We start from the raw sequence: 21847 nt of genomic DNA, 5'->3' as shown, positions 1-21847 counted from the left end.
ACAGCACCCAAGCGTAGTGTCATGGGCGTTACCCCACTTTACTCCTGACAGGAGGCGACGGTGCCTGCCGCCCAAAATCACACCCCCGCCCGGGAACTGCCCATCGGGCATGCCGGCTTCCAGGCTTCCGGGCTCGGCATCGCGCTGTTTTCCTCCGCCGTTTTTGGCCTGTCCGGATCCTTCGCAAAGTCGCTTCTGGAAACCGGTTGGACCCCGGGGGCTGCGGTGACGGCCCGCCTGACGGGAGCTGCCCTGATCCTTGCGCTGCCCGCCGCGTGGGCACTAAAGGGCCGCTGGAGCCAGTTGAAGGACAACTGGCTCACCATCGTGCTGTTCGGGCTCATTGGGGTGGCGTCATGCCAGTTGTTCTACTTCAACGCTGTGGCCCGGCTCTCCGTGGGCGTCGCGCTCCTGCTGGAGTACCTGGCTCCGGTGATCATCGTCCTCTGGCTCTGGGCCGCAAGCCGCCGGCGCCCGCGCGTCTTGACTGCGGGTGGGACGCTGCTGTCCCTGGCCGGGCTGGTGCTGGTCCTTGACCTGACCGGGGCCGTCAAGGTTGACCTGGTGGGTGTGCTGTGGGGGATGGCGGCGGCGGTCTGCCTGGCCATCTACTTCTTCATCACGGCAAAGGAAAATGACACCTTGCCGCCCATCGTGCTGGCCTCCGGCGGCCTCATGGTGGGTGCCGCCGCCATGTGGCTCGCTGCCGCCACGGGCCTGCTGCCCATGGCCTTCGGCGCCGCGGACACAGCCCTGGGCCCCTGGACCGTGCCGTGGTGGGTTTCACTTGCCGGTCTGGTGGTGCTGGCCACCGTGCTGGCGTACGTTTCGGGAGTGATGGCGGCCCGGGCCCTCGGCTCCAAGGTGGCGTCCTTTGTGTCACTCACCGAGGTGCTGTTCGCCGTGGTCTGGGCGTGGCTGCTGCTGGGGGAACTTCCCGGTGCCATCCAGCTCGTGGGCGGCCTGCTGATCGTGGGCGGCGTCATCCTGGTCCGGCTCGACGAGCTGCGTCCGCCCGCCGCCGCTGCCTCCAACGACGGCGGCAAGGGTACCCGGGTGCCGGCGTCCCCGCTGGACCATGCGAACGACGTCGAGCCCATCCCTTAGGCGCGAAGGCCCGCCAAGCCAGGCGCCGCCGTCGGACGCCAATAAAAAGGCAGGGACACCTTTCGGTGTCCCTGCCCCGCGCCGGAATGCGGCGGTAAGCCTAGTTGGAGGCCTGGCTCTGCTGCTCGGCGTTCCGCTTGGCCTGGCTGCCGGCTTCCTTCAGTGCCTCGGCAACCTTGGTCAGCATGGTGGTGTGGGTTCCGGACCACTCCTGGCGGAACTTGTCAGCGTCCGGGCCCTTCCAGTCGGTGCCGCTCAGGACCTTGGTGAGAGTGGACTTCTGCGTCTCGATCTCGGACGCCCCTGCCTGAAGCTTGCTGCCGAGCTGGCGAAGCTGCTCAACGTCTGCACCCCAAATAGCCATCAGTTTCTCCTTGTTAGGTAGTGGATCCGAACCAGATCGGCATCCCCAGCGGCCCCCCGGCTCATCCGGAAGATCCATTGCCTAAAACCTATCCCGGCCCCCAAACAGTGTCGATGGGCAGCCCTGCCCATGCCGGGCTCCCCATCGACGCCGGGTGAAGACCATGAAAAAAGGGTCGATCCCAGGCGTTGGAAGAGCCTAGCATGGCGTTATGTGCCGGAATATCCGAACCCTCCACAACTTTGAGCCGCACGCCACGTCGGAGGAAGTGCACGCGGCGGCCCTGCAGTACGTTCGCAAGGTCAGCGGCAGTACCAAGCCGTCCAAGGCCAACCAGGAGGCCTTTGACGAGGCCGTGCACCAGATAGCGCACATCACGCAGCACCTGCTGGATTCACTGGTGACGCAGGCGCCGCCGAAGGACCGGGAGGCCGAAGCGGCCAAGGCCAGGGCGCGCGCCGCGGAACGTTACGGCGCCGCCTGACCGGTTGCCCCGGGGTCCAACAAAGCTCAGCGCCGGGGCTTCCCGAAGCTGCGCAGCCGCAGCGAGTTGGCCACCACCAGGACCGAGCTGGCCGCCATGGCCCCGCCGGCGATCATGGGGTTGAGCAGGCCCAGGGCGGCCACCGGGATGCCCACGGCGTTGTAGAAGAACGCCCAGAACAGGTTGGTCTTGATGGTGCCCAGCGTCTTCCGGGACAGTTCGATGGCTTGGGCCACCTGGGCGAGGTCGTTGCCCATCACCGTCAGGTCGGCGGCTTCGATGGCCACGTCAGTCCCGGAGCCCATCGCAATTCCGAGGTCCGCCTGTGCAAGCGCCGCGGCATCGTTGACGCCGTCCCCGGCCATGGCCACCGTGGCTCCGCCTGCCTGGAGCTTGCGAACTGCCTCCACCTTCCCTTCCGGCAGGATGCCGGAATGGACATCGTCCGGAGCGATGCCGACGGCGGCTGCCACCCGGGCGGCGACGGCGGCGTTGTCCCCGGTCAGCAGGATGGGCCGCAGGCCCAACGCCTTCAGCCGGGCGACGGCGGCGGCGGAGCCTTCCTTGACGGTGTCCCTGAGGCTGATGATGCCGGCCGGCGTTCCATCCACTGCGACGCAGATGGCGGTGGCGCCGCCATCCTCGGCAGCTGCCAACTGTGCCTGCTGGCCGGCGTCCAGGGCAATGCCGTTCTGCTCCAGCCAGCCGCTCCGTCCAGCCATCACGTGCCTGCCCTCGACGGTCCCGGATACGCCGCCGCCCGCGGCGGAACTGAACCCCTGGACTGCCGGCAGGTGAGCTGCCGGCAAATGCGCGGAAGGCGACGCGCCGCCTTCGTGCGCTGCAAGGGCCAAAGATGCGGCGGAAGCTGCTGCTGCCGCAATGGCGCGGGCCACCGGGTGCTCGCTGGCGGCCTCAACGGCTCCGGCGAGCCGGAGGACGTCCCCTTCCTGGAAGCCGGGGAACGCTGCCGTGGCGTCCACGGCGAGGACGCCGGTGGTGACGGTCCCCGTCTTGTCCAGCAGGATGGTGTCCACTGTGCGGGTGTCCTCGAGTACCTGGGGCCCCTTGATCAGGATGCCCAGCTGCGCGCCCCGGCCGGTGCCCGTCAGCAGGCCAACCGGGGTGGCCAGGCCCAGTGCGCATGGGCAGGCGATCACCAGGACCGCGACGGCGGCCGTGAATGCCTCCCGAAGGGTGCTGCCGTCGGCTCCCGGGCCGGCCAGGACGAGCCAGAGGACGAACGTCAGTGCGGCAATGGCCAGGACCACCGGGACAAAGACGGCGCTGATGCGGTCGGCGAGCCGCGCGATGGGGGCCTTGCCCGTCTGCGCCTGCGATACCAGGCGCGCCATCTGCGCCAGCGTGGTTTCCGAGCCAACCCTTGTTGCCCTCACCAGCAGGCGGCCGGAGGTGTTGATGGTTGCACCCGTGACGCGGCTGTCCGGCCCCACCTCGACCGGGACGGACTCACCCGTGACCAGGGAGGCATCCACGGCGGAGGCGCCGTCCACCACCACGCCGTCGGTGGCGATCTTCTCGCCCGGCCGGACCACCAGGACATCGCCCACCTGCAGGCGGTCCGCAGGGATCTTCTCTTCCAGGCCGCCGCGCAGGACGGTGGCATCCTTGGCGCCCAGGTTCAGCAGGGCCTGGAGCGCGTCGCCTGCCTTTTGCTTGGCATTGGCCTCCAGGTACCGGCCCAGGAGCAGGAAGGTGGTGACCACCGACGCCACCTCGAAGTACAGTCCCCCGGGCATGCCCTCCATGCCGGGATGCTCCGTCATGCGGGGGTCCGCCAGCAGCTGCCACGCCGAAAACAGGTAGGCGGCCGCCACGCCGAGCGATACTAGTGTGTCCATGGTTGAGGCGAGGTGCCTCGCGTTGATGGCCGCAGCGCGGTGGAAGGGCCACGCCGCCCACGTGACCACCGGCAACGCCAGCACCGCCGCCGCCCAGCCCCAATTCGGAAACTGGAACGCCGGGACCATGCTGACCAGGAACACCGGGATCGTCAGAACCGCGGCGAGGATGAGGCGCGGGCGGAGCTGCGCGGCGACGCCGGACACTTGCTCTGCATGCTCGCTCGTTCCTCGCTTGGACGCATGCTGCCGCAAGTCCCCGGCATCGCCGGCCGGACGGCGCGGCGCACGGACGCTTGCGGTATAGCCTGCAGCGTTGACCGTGTCCACCAGCTGCTCGTCGCTGATCCCCTCGGGGACCGTGACGTAGGCGGATTCCAGCGGGAGGTTGACCGTTGCCGACACGCCGTCGAGCTTCCCGAGCTTCTTCTCCACCCGGTTGACGCAGGACGCGCAGGTCATCCCCTCGATGTCCAGTTCGACGATCCGGGTGCCGGGTTGGTGCAGCAGTTCTTGGTGGCTCATGTCAGCTTTCCGGTGGTGTTGAGGTTTCTAGGCCTCGTTGGCGACGACCAGGTAGCCCGCCTCGGCGACGGCTTCCCCGATGTCGGAGGGCGGGAGTTCCTTGCTTGAGGTGATGGTCACGGTGGAAATGCCGCCGGCGTTCAGATCGACGTCCACTGCTTCAACGCCTTCCAGAGCCTCGAGTTCTTCACTGACGGCCGACACGCAGTGCCCGCAGGTCATGCCGGAAACGCTGATGGTCGTGGTGGTGGGGGAGGTGGTGCTCATGGCTTGCTCCTTTGTGGGGGCCAGCGGTGGCCGGGGTTTGGGTGTGAGTGGTGTCAGCGAAGGAGGCGGCCGATGGCGTCGGCGGCTTCCTTGACCTTGGCATCGATGGCCTCAGCGCGTGCTTCCGGGTCCGGTTCTGAGGCGGCACCCACCACGCAGTGGCCGATGTGTTCCTCGACCAGCCCGAGGCTGACGGCGTGCAGGGCCTTGGTGACGGCGGCAACCTGGGTGAGGATGTCGATGCAGTATTTGTCCTCATCCACCATCCGGGCAATGCCCCGGACCTGCCCCTCAATGCGCTTCAGCCGGCGAAGGTATGCATCCTTGTTTCCCGTGTAGCCGTGATGGACTGCACCGCCGGCCTCCGTGGCCGGAGCGTCAGCTGCCAGGGCCGCGACGGCTTCTTCGATAGCGTTCATGCAGTAAACATATACCCTGAGGGGGTATCAGTGCAAGTACCCCCAGGGGGTATATGTCCGTGGTCCGGCGGCAGGTTTAAGGGCACAAAAAAGCTCCGGAGTGCGTTATTGGGGGATACGCACTCCGGAGCAGCTCTTGGGCAATCCCGGTTTCCACTGGAGTGGACCGGCCTTGCTTGAATCAGCTTACTGGCTGGTACCGGCCCCGCGCCAGCACCACGAATAACTACTTTCGCTTTACTTTAAGCCGGCCTCCAACGTGCGTATTTCCCCCGGAATTCCGCTGCTCAGGGCCTGTCCTCGTGAGCAGGCATCCGGTAGGGAACCACCAGCACCGGCCGGCCTTGGTGGTGGCTTAGCCACTGCCCCACCGAGCCGTTGAGGGCCTCCGACAGCCGATGCGTGAACCCGCGTTCGGAGGTGCCCACAATGATCATTGGGGCGTCCACTTCGGCGGCCAGTTGGGCCAGGGCCCGGGCGGGGTCCCCCGTCAGAGTGCGGAAGGACCACTGGATGGACCTGCCGTCGGACGGGAGCTTGTCCACTGTTGCCTGGACCTGTTCCTTCAACTCCGTTGACAGTGCCAGCATGTCGTCATCTTTGTCCGGGTGCAGGGAAAGCCGGTGGGCGGAGCGGGCCGGATCCCATTCCACCAGGTAGCTGGCTTCGTCCACGTAGGCGCAGACCAGCGGCACGGAGAGCCGGGAGGCCAGCATGGCCGCAGCCCGGAGAACCTCCGGGTGCTGTTTGGGCATGATTCCCACCAGCAGCGGGGCGACGTCGAAGTTTTCCCATGTCATGCAGACAATTGTCCGCCCGCCCTGATTGGTGTGAACAGGTACGTTGGGCCCTGCGAACCAGCGCGCCGAGGCCTAAGGGACGCCTGCAGTGAAGGCGTCAGGAAAGCGCGGGGTACGCAGTGACCACCACGTTCTTGCCCCAGGGATCCTCGGTGTAGCAGCTGATGAGGACCAGCCGGTTGGGCACCATGTCCCACACCGGGCTGTCCTTGAGGCCGGACTTCACGTAGGTGGTGATGCTGTCCACCCGGTATGTAATGGTTCCCTCAGTAGTCCCCACTTCCAGGCTGTCGCCGACGGCGGCCGCGGAGCTCAAGTGGTTGAAGGGGGCGTCCGCACCCTCCCAGCTGTGGCCAATGACGTAGGTAGTGTTGCCGGAACCCTTGCCGGGAATCCCGAACGGGGTAAGCCAGTACCCATCCTTGGTGGCAGGGGGTTCGATGGTCCGGCTGGATTGGGCTTCGCCGTCAAGGTCCAGAGGGTGGACTGCAATGTCAAAGTCCGCGGCTGGGTAATGGATGCGGACGGGCGGGGCAGCAGCAGGAAGTTCGGGCCCTGCCGCTCCCGGAGAGCCCGGCGTTTGGGCGTCCGCAGGGTTGGCCGGCACAGCTGCCCCGGCCGGTCCGCCGGTCTCCGCGATCGGAGCTGCCCCGTCCGCGGCCCCGCCATCAGAGGGTGCCGTGGCCGCAGGGGCATTCCCGGCAGCAGGCAGCGGTGCGGGGTGGGCGAGGGCTGTGGGGTGGGAAAGGGTTGCGGGGTGGGACAAGGCCGAAGGCTGGAACAGGGGAGCGCCGAACGTGAACGACAGGAAGGCGAGGAATCCACACACCAGGATGACCAGATCGCCCCGGTTCCACCGCAGGATGCCGCGCCGCAGGGGCGCTGCGTGTTGGCTTCGGTGCTGGCGCATTGCATTCCTTAGGGGTCGGCGGAGGTGGAAGGAAGGCGTCCTGCCGGGCACTGGCAGAACGCCTTCCTTGTCAGAGGGCCACCTGTAGTGGCGGTGTTCCGGCTAGCCGGCCGTGTGCATCGGACGCGACTGGCGCCGTACTGCCACCGCGGTCCCTGCGGCAGCCAGCGCTCCCAGGCCTACGAGCCAGCCGGGCAAGCCGTCAGGTGCTCCCACCGCCGTCTGGGCGTTGTAGCCCTGGTTGGTTCCGACGGCGGCCGGGGCCGGGACAGCAGCCTTGGGTGCGGCAGTCGGCTTCTTGGCGGGGACTGTAGCGTTCGGAACCACAGTGACGAGACCTGTTCCGGTGTTGGTGTCGGTTCCGGTGTTGGTGCTTATGCCGGTGTTGGTGTTTATGCCGGTGTCGCCGCCGCCGGTCTCGCCGCCTGTGTTTCCGCCGGTGTCGCCGCCGCCGGTGTCGCCGCCTGTGTTTCCGCCGTTGCCGCCGCCGTTGTTGGTGCCACCACCGCCACCGCCGTTGCCGCCGCCGTTGTTGGTGCCCCCACCGCCGTTGTTGGTGCCCCCACCGCCGCCACCGTTGCCGCCGCCGTTGTTGGTGCCCCCACCGCCGCCGCCGTTGCCGCCGCCGTTGTTGGTGCCCCCACCGCCGCCACCGTTGCCGCCGCCGTTGTTGGTGCCCCCACCGCCGCCGCCGTTGCCGCCGCCGTTGTTGGTGCCCCCACCGCCGCCACCGTTGCCGCCGCCGTTGTTGGTGCCCCCACCGCCGCCACCGTTGCCGCCGCCGTTGTTGGTGCCCCCACCGCCGCCATCGTTGCCGCCGCCGTTGTTGGTTCCGCCGTTGCCGCCGCCGTTGTCGGTTCCGCCGCCGGCGTTGCCGCCGCCGTTGACATTGATCTCCAGCGGTATCAGGGCGCTGCCGTCCGAGTGGACGAGCACCGCTTGGTCGGAAGCCGCGATGGCAGGCGCTGTGAGGCTGATAAGGCCAAGCCCTACCACCCCCATTGTTGCTAAGGTGCGTTTCATGTTGTCTCCCCATATATGTGTGAAACGGACCATGGCGAGGAAAGGTCAGCGGTGACGCCGTATGCCCCAGCAGCACGGTCAGCTTGCTTTGAGATTTCAGGCTAGGGGCGCGTCCTGCGGCAGTCGCCAGTAGGGAGTACTCGTCTTTATCGGGCGCTGACCAGCCACGTTACCTGCCAGTACCCTAAGCACCGCCTGCGCCCACCTGCTTCCGCTGCAGCACCTTGTCCGCCGTCGGGGCCACGCCTAACGTTTAAACCAACCCGGGAAGGGGGATTCATGGAAATCTTCATGTGGTGGCTGGACCTGGACCTCGACAGCAAGGAGTGGCTGCGCGGGAACCTCCGTGCCGACGAACTGCCGCTCCCGGTCCTCCAGGGCATTGCCGAAGCCGGCGGCCCGCACCCCGGCAATCCCGCTGCCGTACTGACGGCTGCGGACTGGGACTTCATCGAAACGCAGTCCGAGTTCGTCGACTGAGGCCCCTGCCGGATCGGAAGGGGTGACGGCAGGGGTGAAAAGCATTGCGGGCGGGCCCCTGCGGTGGTTGCATGGAGCGCATGGCAACGGCGGCAGAATCATTCGTCCTGGCAATCGGCACCAAGAAAGGGCTCTGGCTGGCCACCAGCCGGGACCGGCAGGAGTGGTCCTTCACGGGCCCGCACTTCCTTATGTCGGAGATCCCCAGCATCGGGATCGATACCAGGGAGGGCCGCACCCGCATCCTGGTGGGTGTCCGCAGCCCGCACTGGGGACCAACGGTGGCCCACTCGGATGACCTTGGTGCCACCTGGTCCGAGCCGGAACAGGGCGCCATCACGTTCCCGGAGGACACAGGGGCGGCACTTGAGCGCGTCTGGCAGATTTACCCGGACGCCGAGTCCCGTCCAGGAGTTGTGTGGGCGGGAGCAGAACCGATTTCCGTCTGGAAATCCACGGACGGCGGGGAGCACTTCGAGCTGAACCGCGGCCTGTGGGACCACCCGCACCGCACTGAATGGGGAGCAGGCTACGGCGGGGCGGCTGCGCACTCGATCGTGGTCCAGCCGGCCGGGGAAACGGTGTATGTTGCCATGAGCACCGGCGGCGTGTACCGGTCGCTCGACGGCGGCACCTCCTGGGAAGCACGCAACAAGGGCATCTCGGCCTACTTCATGCCGGACCCCAACCCGGAGTTCGGCCAGTGCGTGCACAAGATCGCCGCGGATGCCGCGGTGGAAGGACGCCTGTACGCCCAGAACCACCACGGGGTCTACCGGACGGATGACAACGCAGACAACTGGAACTCCATCGCGGAGGGCCTGCCGGCCGACTTCGGCTTCGTGATGCTCACCCATCCACGCCGGGACGGCACCGCCTGGGTTGTTCCGCTGAAGGCCGACGGCGAACGCATCCCTCCCGAAGGAAAGCTCGCCGTCCACCGCACGGACGACGCCGGGAACACCTGGAAGCGCCTCAGTACCGGACTCCCTGAGCACGAATACAACAGCGTGCTCCGGGACGCGGCGGCCGTGGACACCGCAGATCCCGCCGGGGTGTACTTCGGTACGCGCGGCGGGACGGTCTATGCGAGTGCGGATGAAGGGGAGACGTTCAGGGAGGTGGCTTCCCACCTGCCGGATGTCCTGTGCGTCAGGGCAGCCGTGGTGGCAGGTGGCTGAGATTTCGCTGCTGCTGCCCAGTGTCCTGCAGCCCCTGGCCGGCGGGCAGTCGGTGCTGACTGCGCCCGCGGAAGGGCCGTTGACGGTGAGAAGCCTGCTTGATGCGGTGGCCTCCGACCATGCGGTGCTGGGCCGGCGGCTTCGTGACGAAACCGGCGCGCTGCGGCGGTTCGTCAACATCTACGTCAACGGTGACGAGGTGCGGCGGTTGCAGGGCCTGGATACCGAGGTGGCGCCGGGGCAGGAAGTCCTGGTGATCCAGTCTGTCGCGGGCGGCTGAGAGGGAAGCGGGCAAGGCGCGGGCAGCCCTTACTGGCTGCGCCCGCAGCCCCACGTCCAGTTCGCTATGCCACGCGCCAAACGCTGCACTCGTCCGTATTGATGGCCTTCCGGACCCCCGTGATCCGGTCCAGGATCCACACCACTCCGATGCCGGGCGCCGTTTCCTGCACGCTGCCGCGGCGGATCACCACGTCGTCGTAGGAAGGTCCCACGGAGAGGCGGGCTTCGATTTCGTCACCGCGGTGGAGCTGGTCCAGTGCGCGGATTCTGGTTACATGCGTGGTCGCTTTCTTCAACATCGGGGGCCTCCTGGCTGGAGCTGGTGCCGGCTCTTGCCTGCACTACCCAGTGTGGGCCGCGAATGTTGCGCAGCGGTTTCCCCGCGGTTAGCGTGCGGTTAGTTCTTCGCGCCGCACCGGTTTCGTGTCTGTCGCTTTCAGGCGTCGCTGCCGTTGCGGTAGGCGGCAAGGAAGGTGGAAATCCTCCGGACAGCTTCCTCAATGTCCAGTACCGAGGGAAGGATGACGAACCGGAAGTGGTCCGGCGCGGGCCAGTTGAAGGCCGAGCCGTGGGAGATCAGGATCTTTTGGTCCCGGAGCAGGTCCAGGACGAATTTCTCGTCGTTGGCGATCGGATAGAGTTCCGGGTCCAGGCGGGGGAACAGGTACATGGCGCCCGACGCCGGCACGCACGTTACGCCGGGAATGGCAGTAAGGAGCTGGTGGGCAAGGTCCCGCTGCTCCCGCAGCCGGCCGCCGGGCTGCACCAGGGCCTCGATGCTCTGGTAGCCGCCCAGGCAGGTCTGGATGGCGTGCTGGGCAGGAACGTTGGCGCACAGGCGCAGCGAAGCCAGCAGCTCAAGGCCTTCACGGTAGGCGGCGGTAGCGGCAAGCGGCCCGGTGATGGCCACCCATCCTGCCCGGTAGCCCGGCATCCGGTAGGCCTTGGACAGCCCGCTGAAGGTCAGGCAGCACACGTCCTCGGCCACGGAGGCGGTGTGGATATGCGTGGCGTCCTCGTAGAGCACCTTCTCGTAGATCTCGTCAGAGAACAGGACCAGGTTGTGCTTCCGGGCCAGCGCCGCGAACTGTTCCAGGATGTGGCGGGGGTAGACGGCACCGGTGGGATTGTTCGGGTTGATGATCACGATGCCCTTGGTGCGGCTGGTGATCTTTACTTCCACGTCTGCCATGTCCGGCCACCAGTTCTCCGCCTCGTCGCAGAGGTAGTGCACCGGCTTGCCGCCGGTGAGGGTCACGGCGGCGGTCCACAAGGGGTAGTCCGGGGCCGGGACCAGGATTTGGTCGCCGTTTTCCATGAACGCCTGAAGGCTCATGGAGATCAATTCGCTGACGCCGTTGCCAATCACGATGTCCTCGACCCCGATGTTCATCAGGCCACGCGTCTGGTAGTACTGCGATATGGCGGTCCGTGCCGTGAAGATGCCCTTTGAGTCGCTGTAGCCCTGGGCGCCGCGGAGGTGGTGGATCATGTCCACCACCACGGATTCCGGCGCCTCCAGGCCGAACGGCGCCGTGTCCCCGAGGTTCATCTTGAGGATCCGGTGCCCCTCAGCCTCCATGTTCTTGGCAGCCTGCAGTACCGGGCCCCGGAGTTCGTACCGGACGTTTTCAAGCTTGCTGGAGTGCTGCATTGCGTGCATGGTTGATCTTTTCATAAAGCCCGACGGCGGGCGGCGGGTTACGGTGCCAGCCGGTCGCCTTTGCGGTGCACGCGGAACCAGCGGCAGCCGTAGCGTCCCAGTTCCACCGTGAAGCTGCCGTCGGGCTCCAAGGGGGCGTTGCCGCCGTCGAACAGGTCCAGCAGCATGGCGTCCCGGTAAGCCTGGCGCGGGCCATCCTCCGGTCCCACCCGTCCGGTGACCAACACCTGCTCTTCGCCCAAGTTGTGCAGCAGCACCAGCGTCCCGCCGTCCGAACTGCAGGTGTGGGCAAAGACCGCGGGTTCCGGCTGGTCGATGATCCCGAACGAGCCCCACCCCAGCTCTGGTGCCTCGCGGTAGCGCGCGATCAGCGTTGCCATGAAGTTGAACAGCGATTCCGGGTCCCGCTTGGCCGCAGCGGCGTTGACGTTCTCCGGCCCGTATTCGCCGCGCACCAGCGGGGCCACCAGCTCTGATGCCTTGGCATTGGAGAAGCCGCCGTTCTTCTCAGTGTTCCACTGCATGGGCGTGCGCACTGCGGCGCGGCTCTTCTGCCGGAGGTCCTCACCCATGCCAATCTCCTCGCCGTAGAACAGCACCGGGGTGCCGGGCAGCGAGAACATGAGGGAATACACCATGCGGATCCGCTCCTGGTCGCCACCGAGCATCGGAGGCAGCCGCCGCCGGAGGCCGCGGCCGTAGATCTGCATGTTCTTCTCCGGCCCGAACGCGGCGAAGACTTCCTGGCGCTCGCCGTCGCTGAGCTTGTCCAGTGTCAGCTCGTCATGGTTGCGCACGAACATGGCCCATTGGTTGTCCGGGTTGATCGGCGGCCTGCTCTTGAGCGTCTCGGCCAGCGGGCGCGCATCCTGCCTGGCAAGGGACAAATAGATGTGCTGCATGGCCAGGAAGTCGAACTGCATGTTCAGTTCGTTGCCCTCGGGGCCACCGTAGTATTCCAGCTGCTCCTTATAGGGCAGGTTCACCTCCCCCAGCAGCACGGCGCTGCCGTTGCGCCGGTTCACGAAGCTGCGCAGCGCACAGAGGTAGCCGTGCGGGTTGATGTTCGCTGCCTCGTCCTTGGGTGCGCCACGGGTTTCCAGGAAGAACGGCACGGCGTCCAGCCTGAAACCGTCAAGCCCCAGTTCCAGCCACAGTCCCATGGCTTTGGCGATCTGGTCCCGCACGCCGGCATTGGTGACGTTGAGGTCAGGCTGGTACTTGGCAAACATGTGCAGGTACCACTCGCCGGTAGCCTCATCAAGGGTCCACAGCGAGTTCTCCTCCCCGGGAAACACCACCTCCGAGGACGTGTCCGGGGGAGTGTCCTTTCGCCACACATAAAAGTCGCGGAACGGGTTGTCAGTGGATTTCCGGGCTTCCACGAACCAGGGGTGCTGGTCGGAGGTGTGGTTCACCACGAAGTCGGCGATTACGCGCATACCGCGGTCCTTAGCGGCGCGGATGAATTCCACCAGGTCGCCCAGCGTGCCAAGGCGGCGGTCCACGCCGAAGAAGTCCGTGACGTCATAGCCGTCGTCGCGGTCCGGGGACGGGTAGAACGGCATCAGCCAGATGCAGGTCACGCCCAGCGCAGCGAGGTAGTCCACCCGCTGGGTAAGGCCGGCGAAATCGCCGGCGCCGTCGCCGTCGTCGTCGAAGAACGTCTCCACGTCCAGGCAGTAGATCACCGCATTCTTCCACCACAGGTCCGAGGTCTCGGCGATCCTCATGCCGGAGTGTCCGACGCCGGGCTGGCGGTTGCCGCCGCAAGCTGCGGTTCCGTTCCGGCCGGGTCAGGGGTGCGGACCTGCGGGAGCACCTCAGCGGCGAAGGCATCGATGAAGGCATCCTGCCGCTGCCCCACGAAGTGCAGGTACAGCTCATCGAAGCCCAGTTCCACGTATTCAGACAGCCAGTCTGCGTGCGCATTGAGGCTGGCGGAAACATTGACCGCGCTGCGCACCTGTTCCTCGCCCACGTGCTCGCCCACGCCGTCGAAATGGCCCGCGGAGGGCAGGTCCCAGGGGATGGGCGGGGCGAACGTGTTGGTCCGCCACTGGTCCAGGGCGACGGCCGCCGCTTCCTGCTCGCTGCCGGCCCAGGACAGGTGCACCTGCAGCACCGCCTTGCCCTTACCCCCGCTGTCGCGGTAGGCGGCGAGCATGTCCCGCAGCTTCGCCGCCGGCTGGTTGACGGTGACCAGGCCGTCGGCCCAGGCTGCCGCGCGGCGGGCCGTGTCCACGCTGATGGCAGGGGCGATGAGTGGGGGCGGGGATTCGGGGACATCCCAGATCCGCGCCTGCTCCACGGTGACCAGCCCGCGGTGGCTGACCTCCTCCCCGCGGTGCAGGCGGCGGATTACGTCCACGCACTCTTCGAGCCGGCGTTGCCGGATGTCTTTGGCCGGCCAGGCATCGCCGGTGATGTGCTCGTTCATGTTTTCGCCGCTGCCGGGGGCGAACCAGAACCTGCCGGGGAACATGCAGGCCAGGGTTGCGGAGGCGTGGGCGATGATGGCGGGGTGGTAGCGCTGCCCGGGTGCGGTCACCACGCCGAACCGCAGGCTGGTGATGGCCATCGCCGCACCCAGCCAGGACCATGCGAAGCCGGAGTGCCCCTGCCGGGCGGACCACGGCTCGATGTGGTCGGAGCACATGGCCGCGTCAAAGCCGGCGCGTTCGGCGTGCTGGACGTCCTTGAGCAACTGGCCGGGACTGATCTGTTCGTGGGATGCGTGGAAGCCGACGGTAACCATCGTTAAGCTGTACCGTCCCGGCGGCGGCCTGTCGAGGGGTACCTCGGCTGTGGGATGGACAGGTACCGAAAGCAGGGGCACTTGTCCGATAAGTTTAAGACTTGTAATACTGTGCCCTTCCGGGGCGCAGGATGCGGCGGAACCGGAAGGAAGTACCCCACGTGGGCGGTGTGCTCATTGGACTGGCGGTGATCGGCGTGGTCATCGCCGTGGGCTATATCGCTGCGCGGTGTGGACTGGGTGACGAACCCACCATCTCGGCACTGACCCGTACGGCCTTCTTCATCACCAACCCGGTGCTGCTCTTCACGGTGGTGCTGAAATCTGACCTCTCCGTGGTCTTCTCCGCCTATGTTCCGCTCGCGCTGATCACGGCGGCCGTCACGGCGCTTCTTTATGTGGCCGCCAGCCGGATCTGGTTCCGAAGGCCGCTGGCTGAAACGGCGGTTGGCGCGATGGCCGGTTCCTACGTCAACGCCAACAACATCGGCATCCCCATCACCCTGTACGCCCTGGGGGACGCCACCCCTGTGGCCCCGGTCCTGCTGGTCCAGCTGCTCCTGTTCGCCCCCCTGGTCCTGACCCTGCTGGACCTCTCCGAAGCCGGCCGGTTCTCGCCCCGGCTCATGCTGACCCAGCCCTTCCGGAACCCCATGATCATCGCCTCACTCCTGGGCGTGGTCCTGGCCGCGTTCCACGTACAGCCCCCGGCCCCGGTGATGGCACCGCTGACGCTCCTTGGCGGCGCTGCCGTCCCTGTGGTGCTGCTGGCATTCGGGATGTCGCTGCACGGAACCAAAATGCTTCGAAGCGGCGGGCACACCGCCGAAATCCTCACTGCCACGGCACTCAAGTCCGCGGTGATGCCGGCGGTGGCGTTCGTCGTCGGCCGCTTCCTCTTTGACCTGGACCACCGCATGCTGCTGGGCGTGGTGCTCATGGCGGCGCTTCCCTCCGCCCAGAATGTGTTCCTGTTTGCCAGCAAATACGGGAAGGGCGTGGCGGTGGCCCGGGAAACCATCCTGCTCTCCACGGCCGCCGCGGCGCCCGTGCTGGTCCTGGTGGTCTGGCTGCTGGCCGGCTGAAAACCCTTCCGTCGCCGTGCCGCCCTACCGCCCAGGGTACGGGCCGGGCAAGAATGGGCACTATGGAACTTCCCGTGATGCCGCCCGTCCCGCCCATGCTCGCCAAGGCCGTCAGCGGTATTGACGGCATTCCAGGAAGCGGTGACCTTAGCTACGAGCCCAAATGGGACGGCTTCCGGTCCATCATCTTCCGGGACGGTGATGAGCTGGAGATCGGCAGCCGGAATGAAAAGCCCATGACCCGCTACTTTCCGGAGCTCGTGGCCGCGCTGAAGGAAAACCTTCCGCAGCGCTGTGTGGTGGATGGCGAGATCATCCTGGTGGGCGCCGCCGGCGACCGGCTGGATTTCGACGCCCTGCAGCAGCGCATCCACCCCGCCGCCAGCCGGGTAAAGCTGCTGGCCCAGCAAACGCCGGCAAGTTTCGTGGCGTTCGACCTCCTTGCACTGGACGGCGACGACTACACCGGCAGGCCCTTTTCCGAGCGGCGGGCGGCGCTGGAGAAGGCGCTCGCGGCCAGCAGCGCTCCGGTCCACCTGACCGCCGCCACCACGGACAAGGACACCGCCGCCCAATGGTTCGAGCAGTTTGAGGGGGCCGGGCTGGACGGCATCGTGGCCAAGCGGCTGGACGGCCGGTACGAACCGGACAAGCGGGTGATGTTCAAGGTCAAGCACGAGCGTACGGCGGACTGCGTGGTGGCGGGCTACCGGCTCCACAAGAGCGGGCCGGACGCTATCGGCTCCCTGCTGCTGGGGCTGTACAAGGACGACGGCGGCTTGGCCAGCGTGGGCGTGATCGGCGCCTTCCCCATGAAGCGCCGGAAGGAATTGTTTGACCAGCTCCAGCCGCTGGTGACGGATTTCGACAACCACCCCTGGGCCTGGGCAAAGCAGGAGGAGGGGGAACGGACCCCGCGGAACGCCGAAGGCAGCAGGTGGAGCGCCGGGAAGGACCTGTCGTTCGTTCCGCTGCGGCCCGAACTGGTGGTGGAGGTCCGCTACGACCACATGGAGGGAGAGAGGTTCCGGCACACTGCCCAGTTCAACCGCTGGCGGCCGGACCGGGACCCGGAATCCTGCACGTACGAACAACTGGAGGAACCGGTCAACTTCGACCTGGCCTCGGTATTGGAGACCGGCAGGGGGTAGCGGGGACCCCCGCCGTCGTGCATTCCTGCCCGGTTACTGCCACCGTTCCACTGCGGATCGCACGCAAAAGCCCGCCACGTCCGGACGTTTCCGGAGGTGGCGGGCTTTGACTAATCAGTAACTGGGCAGGAACGCGCGCGTGTGGCGCTCCTACTTCAGGCCCAGCAGTTTGGTGGGCGTCCGGAAGGACTCCTTGGCGGTCAGGGCGGAGACTGCGGCAATGGTGCAGATGATGGCGGTGAAGATGCTGATCTGCACCCATCCGCCGGGCTTGATGCCGCCCATGGCAGCCACGATGGCCGGAGCGAAGCCTGCCATCAGGAAGCCCAGCTGGGTGCCGATGGCCAGGCCCGAGAAGCGGACCTTGGTGCTGAACATCTCGGCGTAGAAGGACGGCCAGACGGCGTTGGAGGCGGCGTAGCCGAAGGAGAAGAAACCGATGGCGGCAACGAACATCAGCGGAATGCTGCCGGATTCCAGGCTGAGCAGGAACAGCGGGGTCAGGATTGCGCTGGCCACGGCACCGTAGATGAAGACGGGTTTGCGGCCGATCCTGTCCGCGAGCTTCCCGAAGAGCGGCTGGGTGCCCACGGCCACCAGGTTGGCGCCCACGACGAGCCAGAGGGTGGTGGTGCCGTCCACGCCGGCGACGGTCTTGGCGTAGCTGATGGCCAGGGTGCCGAACACGGTGGAGACGGCGGCGATGAAGGCGCAGGCGACAACACGCAGGACGTCGCGCCAGTGGCCCTTGAGGAGGTCGGCGACGGGAAGCTTGGAGATCTGGGCGTTCTTCTGGGCTTCCTCGAAGGCCGGCGGTTCGTGCAGCGTGCGGCGGATGAAGAAGGCAACGATGACCACCACGGCGCTGAGCCAGAACGGGATGCGCCAGCCAATGCCGTACTTGATCTCATCCGGCAGGGCCAGGACGGGGATGAAGACCAGGGCGGCGAGGATCTGGCCGCCCTGAGTACCGGTGAGGGTCCAGGAGGTAAAGAAGGACCGCTGGTTGTCCGGGGCGTGCTCGAGGGTCATTGAGGAGGCGCCGGCCTGCTCACCGGCGGCGCTGAGGCCCTGGCAGAGGCGGGCGATCACCAGGAGGGCCGGAGCCCACCAGCCGACAGTCCGGAAGTCGGGGAGGCAGCCGATCACGAACGTCGACGCGCCCATGAGCAGCAGGGTGAACATCAGGACCTTCCGGCGGCCCACCCGGTCACCGAAGTGGCCCAGGATGATGGCGCCCACGGGACGCGCCACATAGGCGAACCCGAAGGTGGCGAAGGACATGATGGCAGCGTTGGTGTCTGCATCGGGGAAAAAGACCTTGGGGAAGATCAGCGCGGCAGCGGATCCGAAGATGAAGAAGTCATAGTATTCGACGGCGCTGCCCAGGAAGCTGGCGAGGGCGGCCTTCTTGGGCGTCCCGGCGGAGGTGAGGGCACCCGCCCCGGCGGACGGAAGTGTCTGGCTCATGGTGTTCCTTTGGTGTGACGACATTGTCGCGGATGTGGATCTGGGGGTCGCAGCCGCCGCTGCCTGGGTGCGGGCGGGGCGCGATGCGGCTGGAGTCCGGAAAAGACCCAAGCATTCGTAGCCACATGGTGGGAGCTACTTGTGCGATACAGAAACTATGACTGTGAGGGCAGTCACCTGTCAAGAAAATAATCACCATCTAGAAATAGCTCTCACATTGTGGGAACATCGATCCATGAGTGTGAACCAAACCACAGCGGTCAATGAAGAATCCGCTGCTGCCGTCCCCGCCGCCGCAGAGCCCGTGAACGCCATGCCCCCGGAAGCCAAGGTCGGCGGCCGTCCTGCGGACCGTACGGACATGGTGGGCAAAGCCCTGGGCCTGCTGGTCCTGCTGGGGGACGAGCCCCGCGGTGCCAGCGCCGCGGAGATTTCCCGCCGGGCGGAACTGCCGTTCAGCACCACCTATCGCCTGCTTGGATCCCTGACCCGTGACGGCTTTGTGGACTATGAGCCGGACGGCCGCCGCTACCATCTGGGCCTGCGCATCTTCCAGCTGGGCCAGCGTGTGTCCAACCATCATGGTTTCGCCGGTACTGCGACGCCCGTCCTGCGCCGGGTCACCGCCGAGACCGGCGAGGCAACCATCCTCAGCGTCCGCGACGGCCACCATCACCTGACGGTCAGCAAGGTGGACGGTCCCCAGATGTTCCGGGTGACCAGCGACCCCGGCCACCTGGGCTCCCTGTCCACCACCGCCGTCGGGAAAGCCCTGGTGGCCTTCGCCGAGGACGCGGAGCGGGAAAGGCTCCTGGCGGAATTGCCGCTCGAAGCGCTCACCGAAAAGTCCATCACGGGCCGGGATGCATTCCGCGCCGAAATCGAGCAGGTGCGCCGGCAGGGCTACGCCGTCATGGATGAGGAAAACGAGGCCGGCATGCGCGCCGTGGCCGTCCCGCTGCTCAACAGCCAGGGCCATGCCTTCGCATCCCTCGCAACTGCCGTGCCGGTATTCCGCCTGGGCCTCGAGGAGTTGAAGGCCCACGTTCCGCTGCTGCAGGAAGCTGCCGCGGAGCTCGCCGCAAGGCTGCCGCAGCGCTAGCAGCCAAAGAAATCCCGTGTTCTTGGAGCCCGGTTGTTCGTATGTAGAACAACAGTGCGATAAGTGAACAATTGATGTACCGTAATCCCTGTCACCCCGCAGCGCGCCCAACTTCCGCGCCTGCCCGGTGCCGTACCAAAGGAGCTGCACGCATGAGCAATCGAACTGAGTCCTACCTGGTGGGACTGGTTGGTGATGGCGTCACGCCATCGCTCACGCCGCCCATGCACGAACGGGAAGGTGACGTGCAGGGCCTGCGTTACCTGTACCGCCCCATCGACCTGCTGGAGCTGGGCCTGACCGGAGAGTCGGTGGGCGCCATCCTGCACAGCGCCAGGACCCTTGGCTTCAACGGCCTGAACATCACCCACCCCTGCAAGCAGCTGGTCCTGCAGCACCTGGACGAGGTGAGCCCGGACGCCCGCCGGCTGGGCGCCGTGAACACCGTGGTGATCCGCGACGGCCGTTTCATCGGCCACAACACTGACTTCTCCGGCTTCGCCGCCGCTTTGTCGTCCGGCCTCCCCGCAGCCCGGCTGGACCGTGTGGTGCAGCTGGGTGCCGGCGGTGCCGGATCCGCCGTCGCCTACGCCCTGCTGACCGCCGGCGTCCGCACGCTGCACCTGGTGGATGTGGATCCGATGCGGGCCGGGGCCCGGGCTGCCGAGCTGGCGGCCTTTTTCCCGGACAGCACCGTGACGGCAGGCACGACGGCGGAGCTGCCGCAGCTGATGCGCGGGGCCGACGGCCTGGTGCACTGCACCCCCGTGGGCATGGCCGCCCACCCCGGTGTGCCGCTGGACCTGGACCTGCTGGAGTCCCGGCACTGGGTGGCGGACATCGTCTACCGCCCCATCGACACCGAACTGGTCCGGGCTGCCCGGGGCAAGGGCTGTGACGTCCTGGACGGCGGGCGGATGGCCGTGGGCCAGGCTGCGGATGCGTTCCGGATCTTCACGGGCCTGGATGCTGATCCGGACCGCATGCGCAGCCACTTCCTGGAGCTTGTGGCCGCCGAGGAGGTGAACGCCTGATGCGCACCGGAATTGCCACCGTCTGCCTGTCGGGCACCCTGAAGGAGAAAATGCAGGCGTGCGCCATCGCGGGCTTCGATGGCATCGAAATCTTCGAACAGGACCTGGTCACCTCGCCGCTCAGTCCCGAGGACGTGCGGAAGATGGCCGCGGACCTGGGACTTGGCCTTGACCTTTACCAGCCGTTCCGCGACTTCGACGGCGTCACCCCGGACGTGCTCAAGGCCAACCTCCGCAGGGCTGAGGCCAAGTTCAAGCTCATGGCCCGGCTGGGCATGGACACCATCCTGGTGTGCTCCAACGTGGCCACCGCCAGCATCGACGACGACGGCCTCCGCGCCGAACAGCTGGCACAGCTGGCCAACCTGGCCGGTGACCACGGCGTCAAGGTGGCCTATGAAGCGCTGGCCTGGGGAAAGTATGTCAACGACTACGAGCACGCCTACCGGCTGGTGGAGATGGTGGACCACCCCAACCTGGGGACCTGCCTGGATTCCTTCCACATCCTGTCCCGTGACTGGGAGACCTCCCACGTCGAGGCGTTCAACCCGGACAAGATCTTCTTCGTGCAGGTGGCGGACGCCCCCAAGCTCTCCATGGATGTGCTGTCCTGGAGCCGCCACTACCGGGTCTTCCCGGGCGAGGGGCAGTTTGAACTGGCCAAGTTCATGGGCCACGTGGTCCGTGCGGGCTACACCGGACCTGTTTCGCTGGAGGTCTTCAACGACGTCTTCCGCCAGTCTGATGTGGAGCGGACTGCCGTGGACGCCATGCGTTCGCTCATCTGGCTTGAAGAGCAGAGCGCCAAATGGCTCGCGGACGCCGAGGGGGCGCCGAACGACGGAGCCGGCCTCCGCCGTCGTTATCCCATGGAACTTGCCACGCTGCCCAAGGTGAACGAGCCTGCCGGCTTCAACTTCGCCGAGGTGAAGGCGGACGACACCGCGCAGCTGGAGCGGCTCCTTGGCCAGCTCGGCTTCGCGTTCGAAGGCCGGCACCGCACCAAGGACGTCCAGCTGTGGACCATGGGCCAGGCCCGCGTGATCATCAACGAACAGGCCGCGCAGCACGCCGAACCAGCCATCGCGGCGCTGGGGTTCGACGTCGATTCCCCCGTGATTGCCTCCGCCCGGGCCCAGCAGCTGAAGGCCCCCGTGGTGGCCCGCAAGGTGCAGGCGGACGAGGAAGTGTTCCAGGGCATCTCCGCCCCGGACTCCACCGAGATCTTCCTCTGCCAGGGCAGCCCTGACGGCACCGCGGCATGGACCCATGAGTTCGGGGAAGGGCTGGAACACCCTTCCGCCGGAGCCAGCGCGGTGATCGACCACGTCAACCTTGCCCAGCCGTGGCAGCACTTCGATGAGGCAGTCCTCTTCTACACCAGCGCACTGGCCCTGGAGCCGCAGCCGTTCGCGGAGGTGCCCAGCCCCAGCGGGCTGGTGCGCTCGCAGGTCATGCAGGCCTCGAACGGCGACGTACGTCTGGTGCTGAACCTGGCACCGGTACAGCAGGCGCAGAACGAAGCCCGGAAGACCTACCAGGAACACATCGCGTTCGCCGTGGACGACCTCGTGGCCACCGCGCGGGCGGCACGGGACCGGGGCCTGGAATTCCTGCAGATCCCGGCCAACTACTACGAGGACCTGGACGCCCGGTTCGACCTCGAGACCGGTTTCCTGGCCACCCTGCAGGAGCTCAACCTCCTGTTCGACCGGGACGCCGACGGCGAGTTCCTGCACTTCTACACGGCCACCGTGGGCAGCGTGTTCTTCGAAATGGTGGAACGCCGCGGCAACTACGACGGCTACGGGGCCCCCAATGCCCCGGTGCGCCACGCAGTCCAGTACGACTCCCTGCACCGCACCTGAACCATCAAGCCA

The 21847-nt window shown here is 66.8% G+C and carries 22 protein-coding genes; 10 read left to right on the top strand and 12 right to left on the bottom strand.

Annotation, left to right across the window (positions count from 1 at the left end; genetic code table 11):
- Positions 1-60: 60 nt before the first annotated feature.
- Positions 61-1107 (top strand): EamA family transporter, encoded by a 1047-nt coding sequence (locus FBY36_RS08525; protein ID WP_235008762.1) that lies wholly within the window; start codon positions 61-63, stop codon positions 1105-1107.
- 100 nt (positions 1108-1207) lie between these two features.
- Here the strand turns inward: FBY36_RS08525 and FBY36_RS08520 are convergent, their stop codons facing one another.
- The gene (locus FBY36_RS08520) at positions 1208-1471 is read right to left on the bottom strand and encodes a WXG100 family type VII secretion target (protein ID WP_056335858.1); all 264 of its coding nucleotides are present in this window, start codon (positions 1469-1471) and stop codon (positions 1208-1210) included.
- A gap of 211 nt (positions 1472-1682) precedes the next feature.
- Between FBY36_RS08520 and FBY36_RS08515 the strand changes: the two genes are divergently transcribed.
- Entirely contained in the window at positions 1683-1955 is a 273-nt protein-coding gene (locus tag FBY36_RS08515; RefSeq protein ID WP_142118549.1) for a DUF2277 domain-containing protein, read from the top strand.
- A 26-nt stretch (positions 1956-1981) separates the two neighbouring features.
- On the opposite strand, the gene FBY36_RS08510 is transcribed toward FBY36_RS08515, so the two are convergent.
- The 6 genes from FBY36_RS08510 to FBY36_RS08485 all read right to left on the bottom strand — a co-directional run bounded on the left by FBY36_RS08510 (position 1982) and on the right by FBY36_RS08485 (position 7761).
- On the bottom strand, positions 1982-4342 hold the full coding sequence (locus FBY36_RS08510; protein WP_142118547.1) for a heavy metal translocating P-type ATPase: 2361 nt from the start codon (positions 4340-4342) through the stop codon (positions 1982-1984).
- A 27-nt stretch (positions 4343-4369) separates the two neighbouring features.
- Positions 4370-4609, bottom strand: coding sequence for a heavy-metal-associated domain-containing protein (locus tag FBY36_RS08505; RefSeq protein ID WP_142029527.1), 240 nt, complete (start codon positions 4607-4609; stop codon positions 4370-4372).
- Positions 4610-4662: 53 nt separating this feature from the next.
- Entirely contained in the window at positions 4663-5028 is a 366-nt protein-coding gene (locus tag FBY36_RS08500) for a metal-sensitive transcriptional regulator (protein ID WP_142118545.1), read from the bottom strand.
- A gap of 287 nt (positions 5029-5315) precedes the next feature.
- A complete protein-coding gene (locus FBY36_RS08495; protein WP_142118543.1) occupies positions 5316-5828 on the bottom strand; it encodes a universal stress protein in 513 nt (170 codons plus the stop codon).
- A 97-nt stretch (positions 5829-5925) separates the two neighbouring features.
- Positions 5926-6738, bottom strand: a complete 813-nt coding sequence (locus FBY36_RS08490) for a class F sortase (RefSeq protein WP_142118541.1) — start codon at positions 6736-6738, stop codon at positions 5926-5928.
- 102 nt (positions 6739-6840) lie between these two features.
- A complete protein-coding gene (locus FBY36_RS08485; protein ID WP_142118539.1) occupies positions 6841-7761 on the bottom strand; it encodes a hypothetical protein in 921 nt (306 codons plus the stop codon).
- A gap of 279 nt (positions 7762-8040) precedes the next feature.
- On the opposite strand from FBY36_RS08485, the gene FBY36_RS08480 reads away from it, so the two are divergent.
- From FBY36_RS08480 to FBY36_RS08470, 3 genes are all read left to right on the top strand, one after another.
- Positions 8041-8241, top strand: a complete 201-nt coding sequence (locus tag FBY36_RS08480) for a hypothetical protein (protein WP_142032552.1) — start codon at positions 8041-8043, stop codon at positions 8239-8241.
- 71 nt (positions 8242-8312) lie between these two features.
- A complete protein-coding gene (locus tag FBY36_RS08475; RefSeq protein WP_142118537.1) occupies positions 8313-9422 on the top strand; it encodes a WD40/YVTN/BNR-like repeat-containing protein in 1110 nt (369 codons plus the stop codon).
- Positions 9382-9702, top strand: a complete 321-nt coding sequence (locus FBY36_RS08470) for a MoaD/ThiS family protein (RefSeq protein WP_442858235.1) — start codon at positions 9382-9384, stop codon at positions 9700-9702. Before FBY36_RS08475 ends, FBY36_RS08470 begins: the two co-directional genes overlap by 41 nt.
- Before the next feature lie 64 nt (positions 9703-9766).
- Here FBY36_RS08470 and FBY36_RS08465 read toward each other — a convergent pair whose 3' ends face one another.
- The 4 genes from FBY36_RS08465 to FBY36_RS08450 all read right to left on the bottom strand — a co-directional run bounded on the left by FBY36_RS08465 (position 9767) and on the right by FBY36_RS08450 (position 14125).
- Complete coding sequence (locus FBY36_RS08465) at positions 9767-10003, bottom strand: hypothetical protein (RefSeq protein ID WP_142029520.1); 237 nt, start codon at positions 10001-10003, stop codon at positions 9767-9769.
- 137 nt (positions 10004-10140) lie between these two features.
- A complete protein-coding gene (locus FBY36_RS08460; protein WP_142118533.1) occupies positions 10141-11367 on the bottom strand; it encodes a pyridoxal phosphate-dependent aminotransferase in 1227 nt (408 codons plus the stop codon).
- 38 nt (positions 11368-11405) lie between these two features.
- Positions 11406-13100: an alpha-amylase family protein gene (locus tag FBY36_RS08455; RefSeq protein ID WP_142118531.1), complete on the bottom strand. Its 1695-nt coding sequence runs from the start codon at positions 13098-13100 to the stop codon at positions 11406-11408.
- Complete coding sequence (locus FBY36_RS08450) at positions 13097-14125, bottom strand: TIGR03885 family FMN-dependent LLM class oxidoreductase (RefSeq protein WP_142118529.1); 1029 nt, start codon at positions 14123-14125, stop codon at positions 13097-13099. The genes FBY36_RS08455 and FBY36_RS08450 overlap by 4 nt, the downstream gene beginning before the upstream one ends.
- A gap of 161 nt (positions 14126-14286) precedes the next feature.
- Here FBY36_RS08450 and FBY36_RS08445 point away from each other — a divergent pair, with 161 nt between their 5' ends.
- Both FBY36_RS08445 and FBY36_RS08440 read left to right on the top strand, forming a co-directional pair.
- Positions 14287-15210 (top strand): AEC family transporter, encoded by a 924-nt coding sequence (locus FBY36_RS08445; protein WP_142118526.1) that lies wholly within the window; start codon positions 14287-14289, stop codon positions 15208-15210.
- Between the two features lie 62 nt (positions 15211-15272).
- Positions 15273-16361: an ATP-dependent DNA ligase gene (locus FBY36_RS08440; RefSeq protein ID WP_142118525.1), complete on the top strand. Its 1089-nt coding sequence runs from the start codon at positions 15273-15275 to the stop codon at positions 16359-16361.
- A 150-nt stretch (positions 16362-16511) separates the two neighbouring features.
- Here the strand turns inward: FBY36_RS08440 and FBY36_RS08435 are convergent, their stop codons facing one another.
- The gene (locus FBY36_RS08435) at positions 16512-17831 is read right to left on the bottom strand and encodes an MFS transporter (protein WP_142118523.1); all 1320 of its coding nucleotides are present in this window, start codon (positions 17829-17831) and stop codon (positions 16512-16514) included.
- 235 nt (positions 17832-18066) lie between these two features.
- Here FBY36_RS08435 and FBY36_RS08430 point away from each other — a divergent pair, with 235 nt between their 5' ends.
- The 3 genes from FBY36_RS08430 to FBY36_RS08420 all read left to right on the top strand — a co-directional run bounded on the left by FBY36_RS08430 (position 18067) and on the right by FBY36_RS08420 (position 21835).
- On the top strand, positions 18067-18933 hold the full coding sequence (locus FBY36_RS08430) for an IclR family transcriptional regulator (protein WP_200830465.1): 867 nt from the start codon (positions 18067-18069) through the stop codon (positions 18931-18933).
- A 152-nt stretch (positions 18934-19085) separates the two neighbouring features.
- On the top strand, positions 19086-19967 hold the full coding sequence (locus tag FBY36_RS08425; protein ID WP_142118521.1) for a shikimate dehydrogenase: 882 nt from the start codon (positions 19086-19088) through the stop codon (positions 19965-19967).
- Positions 19967-21835 carry a bifunctional sugar phosphate isomerase/epimerase/4-hydroxyphenylpyruvate dioxygenase family protein gene (locus tag FBY36_RS08420; protein WP_142118519.1) on the top strand — a complete coding sequence of 623 codons (1869 nt, stop codon included), beginning with the start codon at positions 19967-19969 and terminating at the stop codon, positions 21833-21835. Before FBY36_RS08425 ends, FBY36_RS08420 begins: the two co-directional genes overlap by 1 nt.
- The last annotated feature ends 12 nt before the right edge of the window (positions 21836-21847 follow it).

The sequence above is a fragment of the Arthrobacter sp. SLBN-122 genome (assembly GCF_006715165.1).
Taxonomy (GTDB): domain Bacteria; phylum Actinomycetota; class Actinomycetes; order Actinomycetales; family Micrococcaceae; genus Arthrobacter.
Note: the sequence above shows the minus strand (reverse complement) of the source record. Positions and strands in the feature narration are given on the sequence as shown.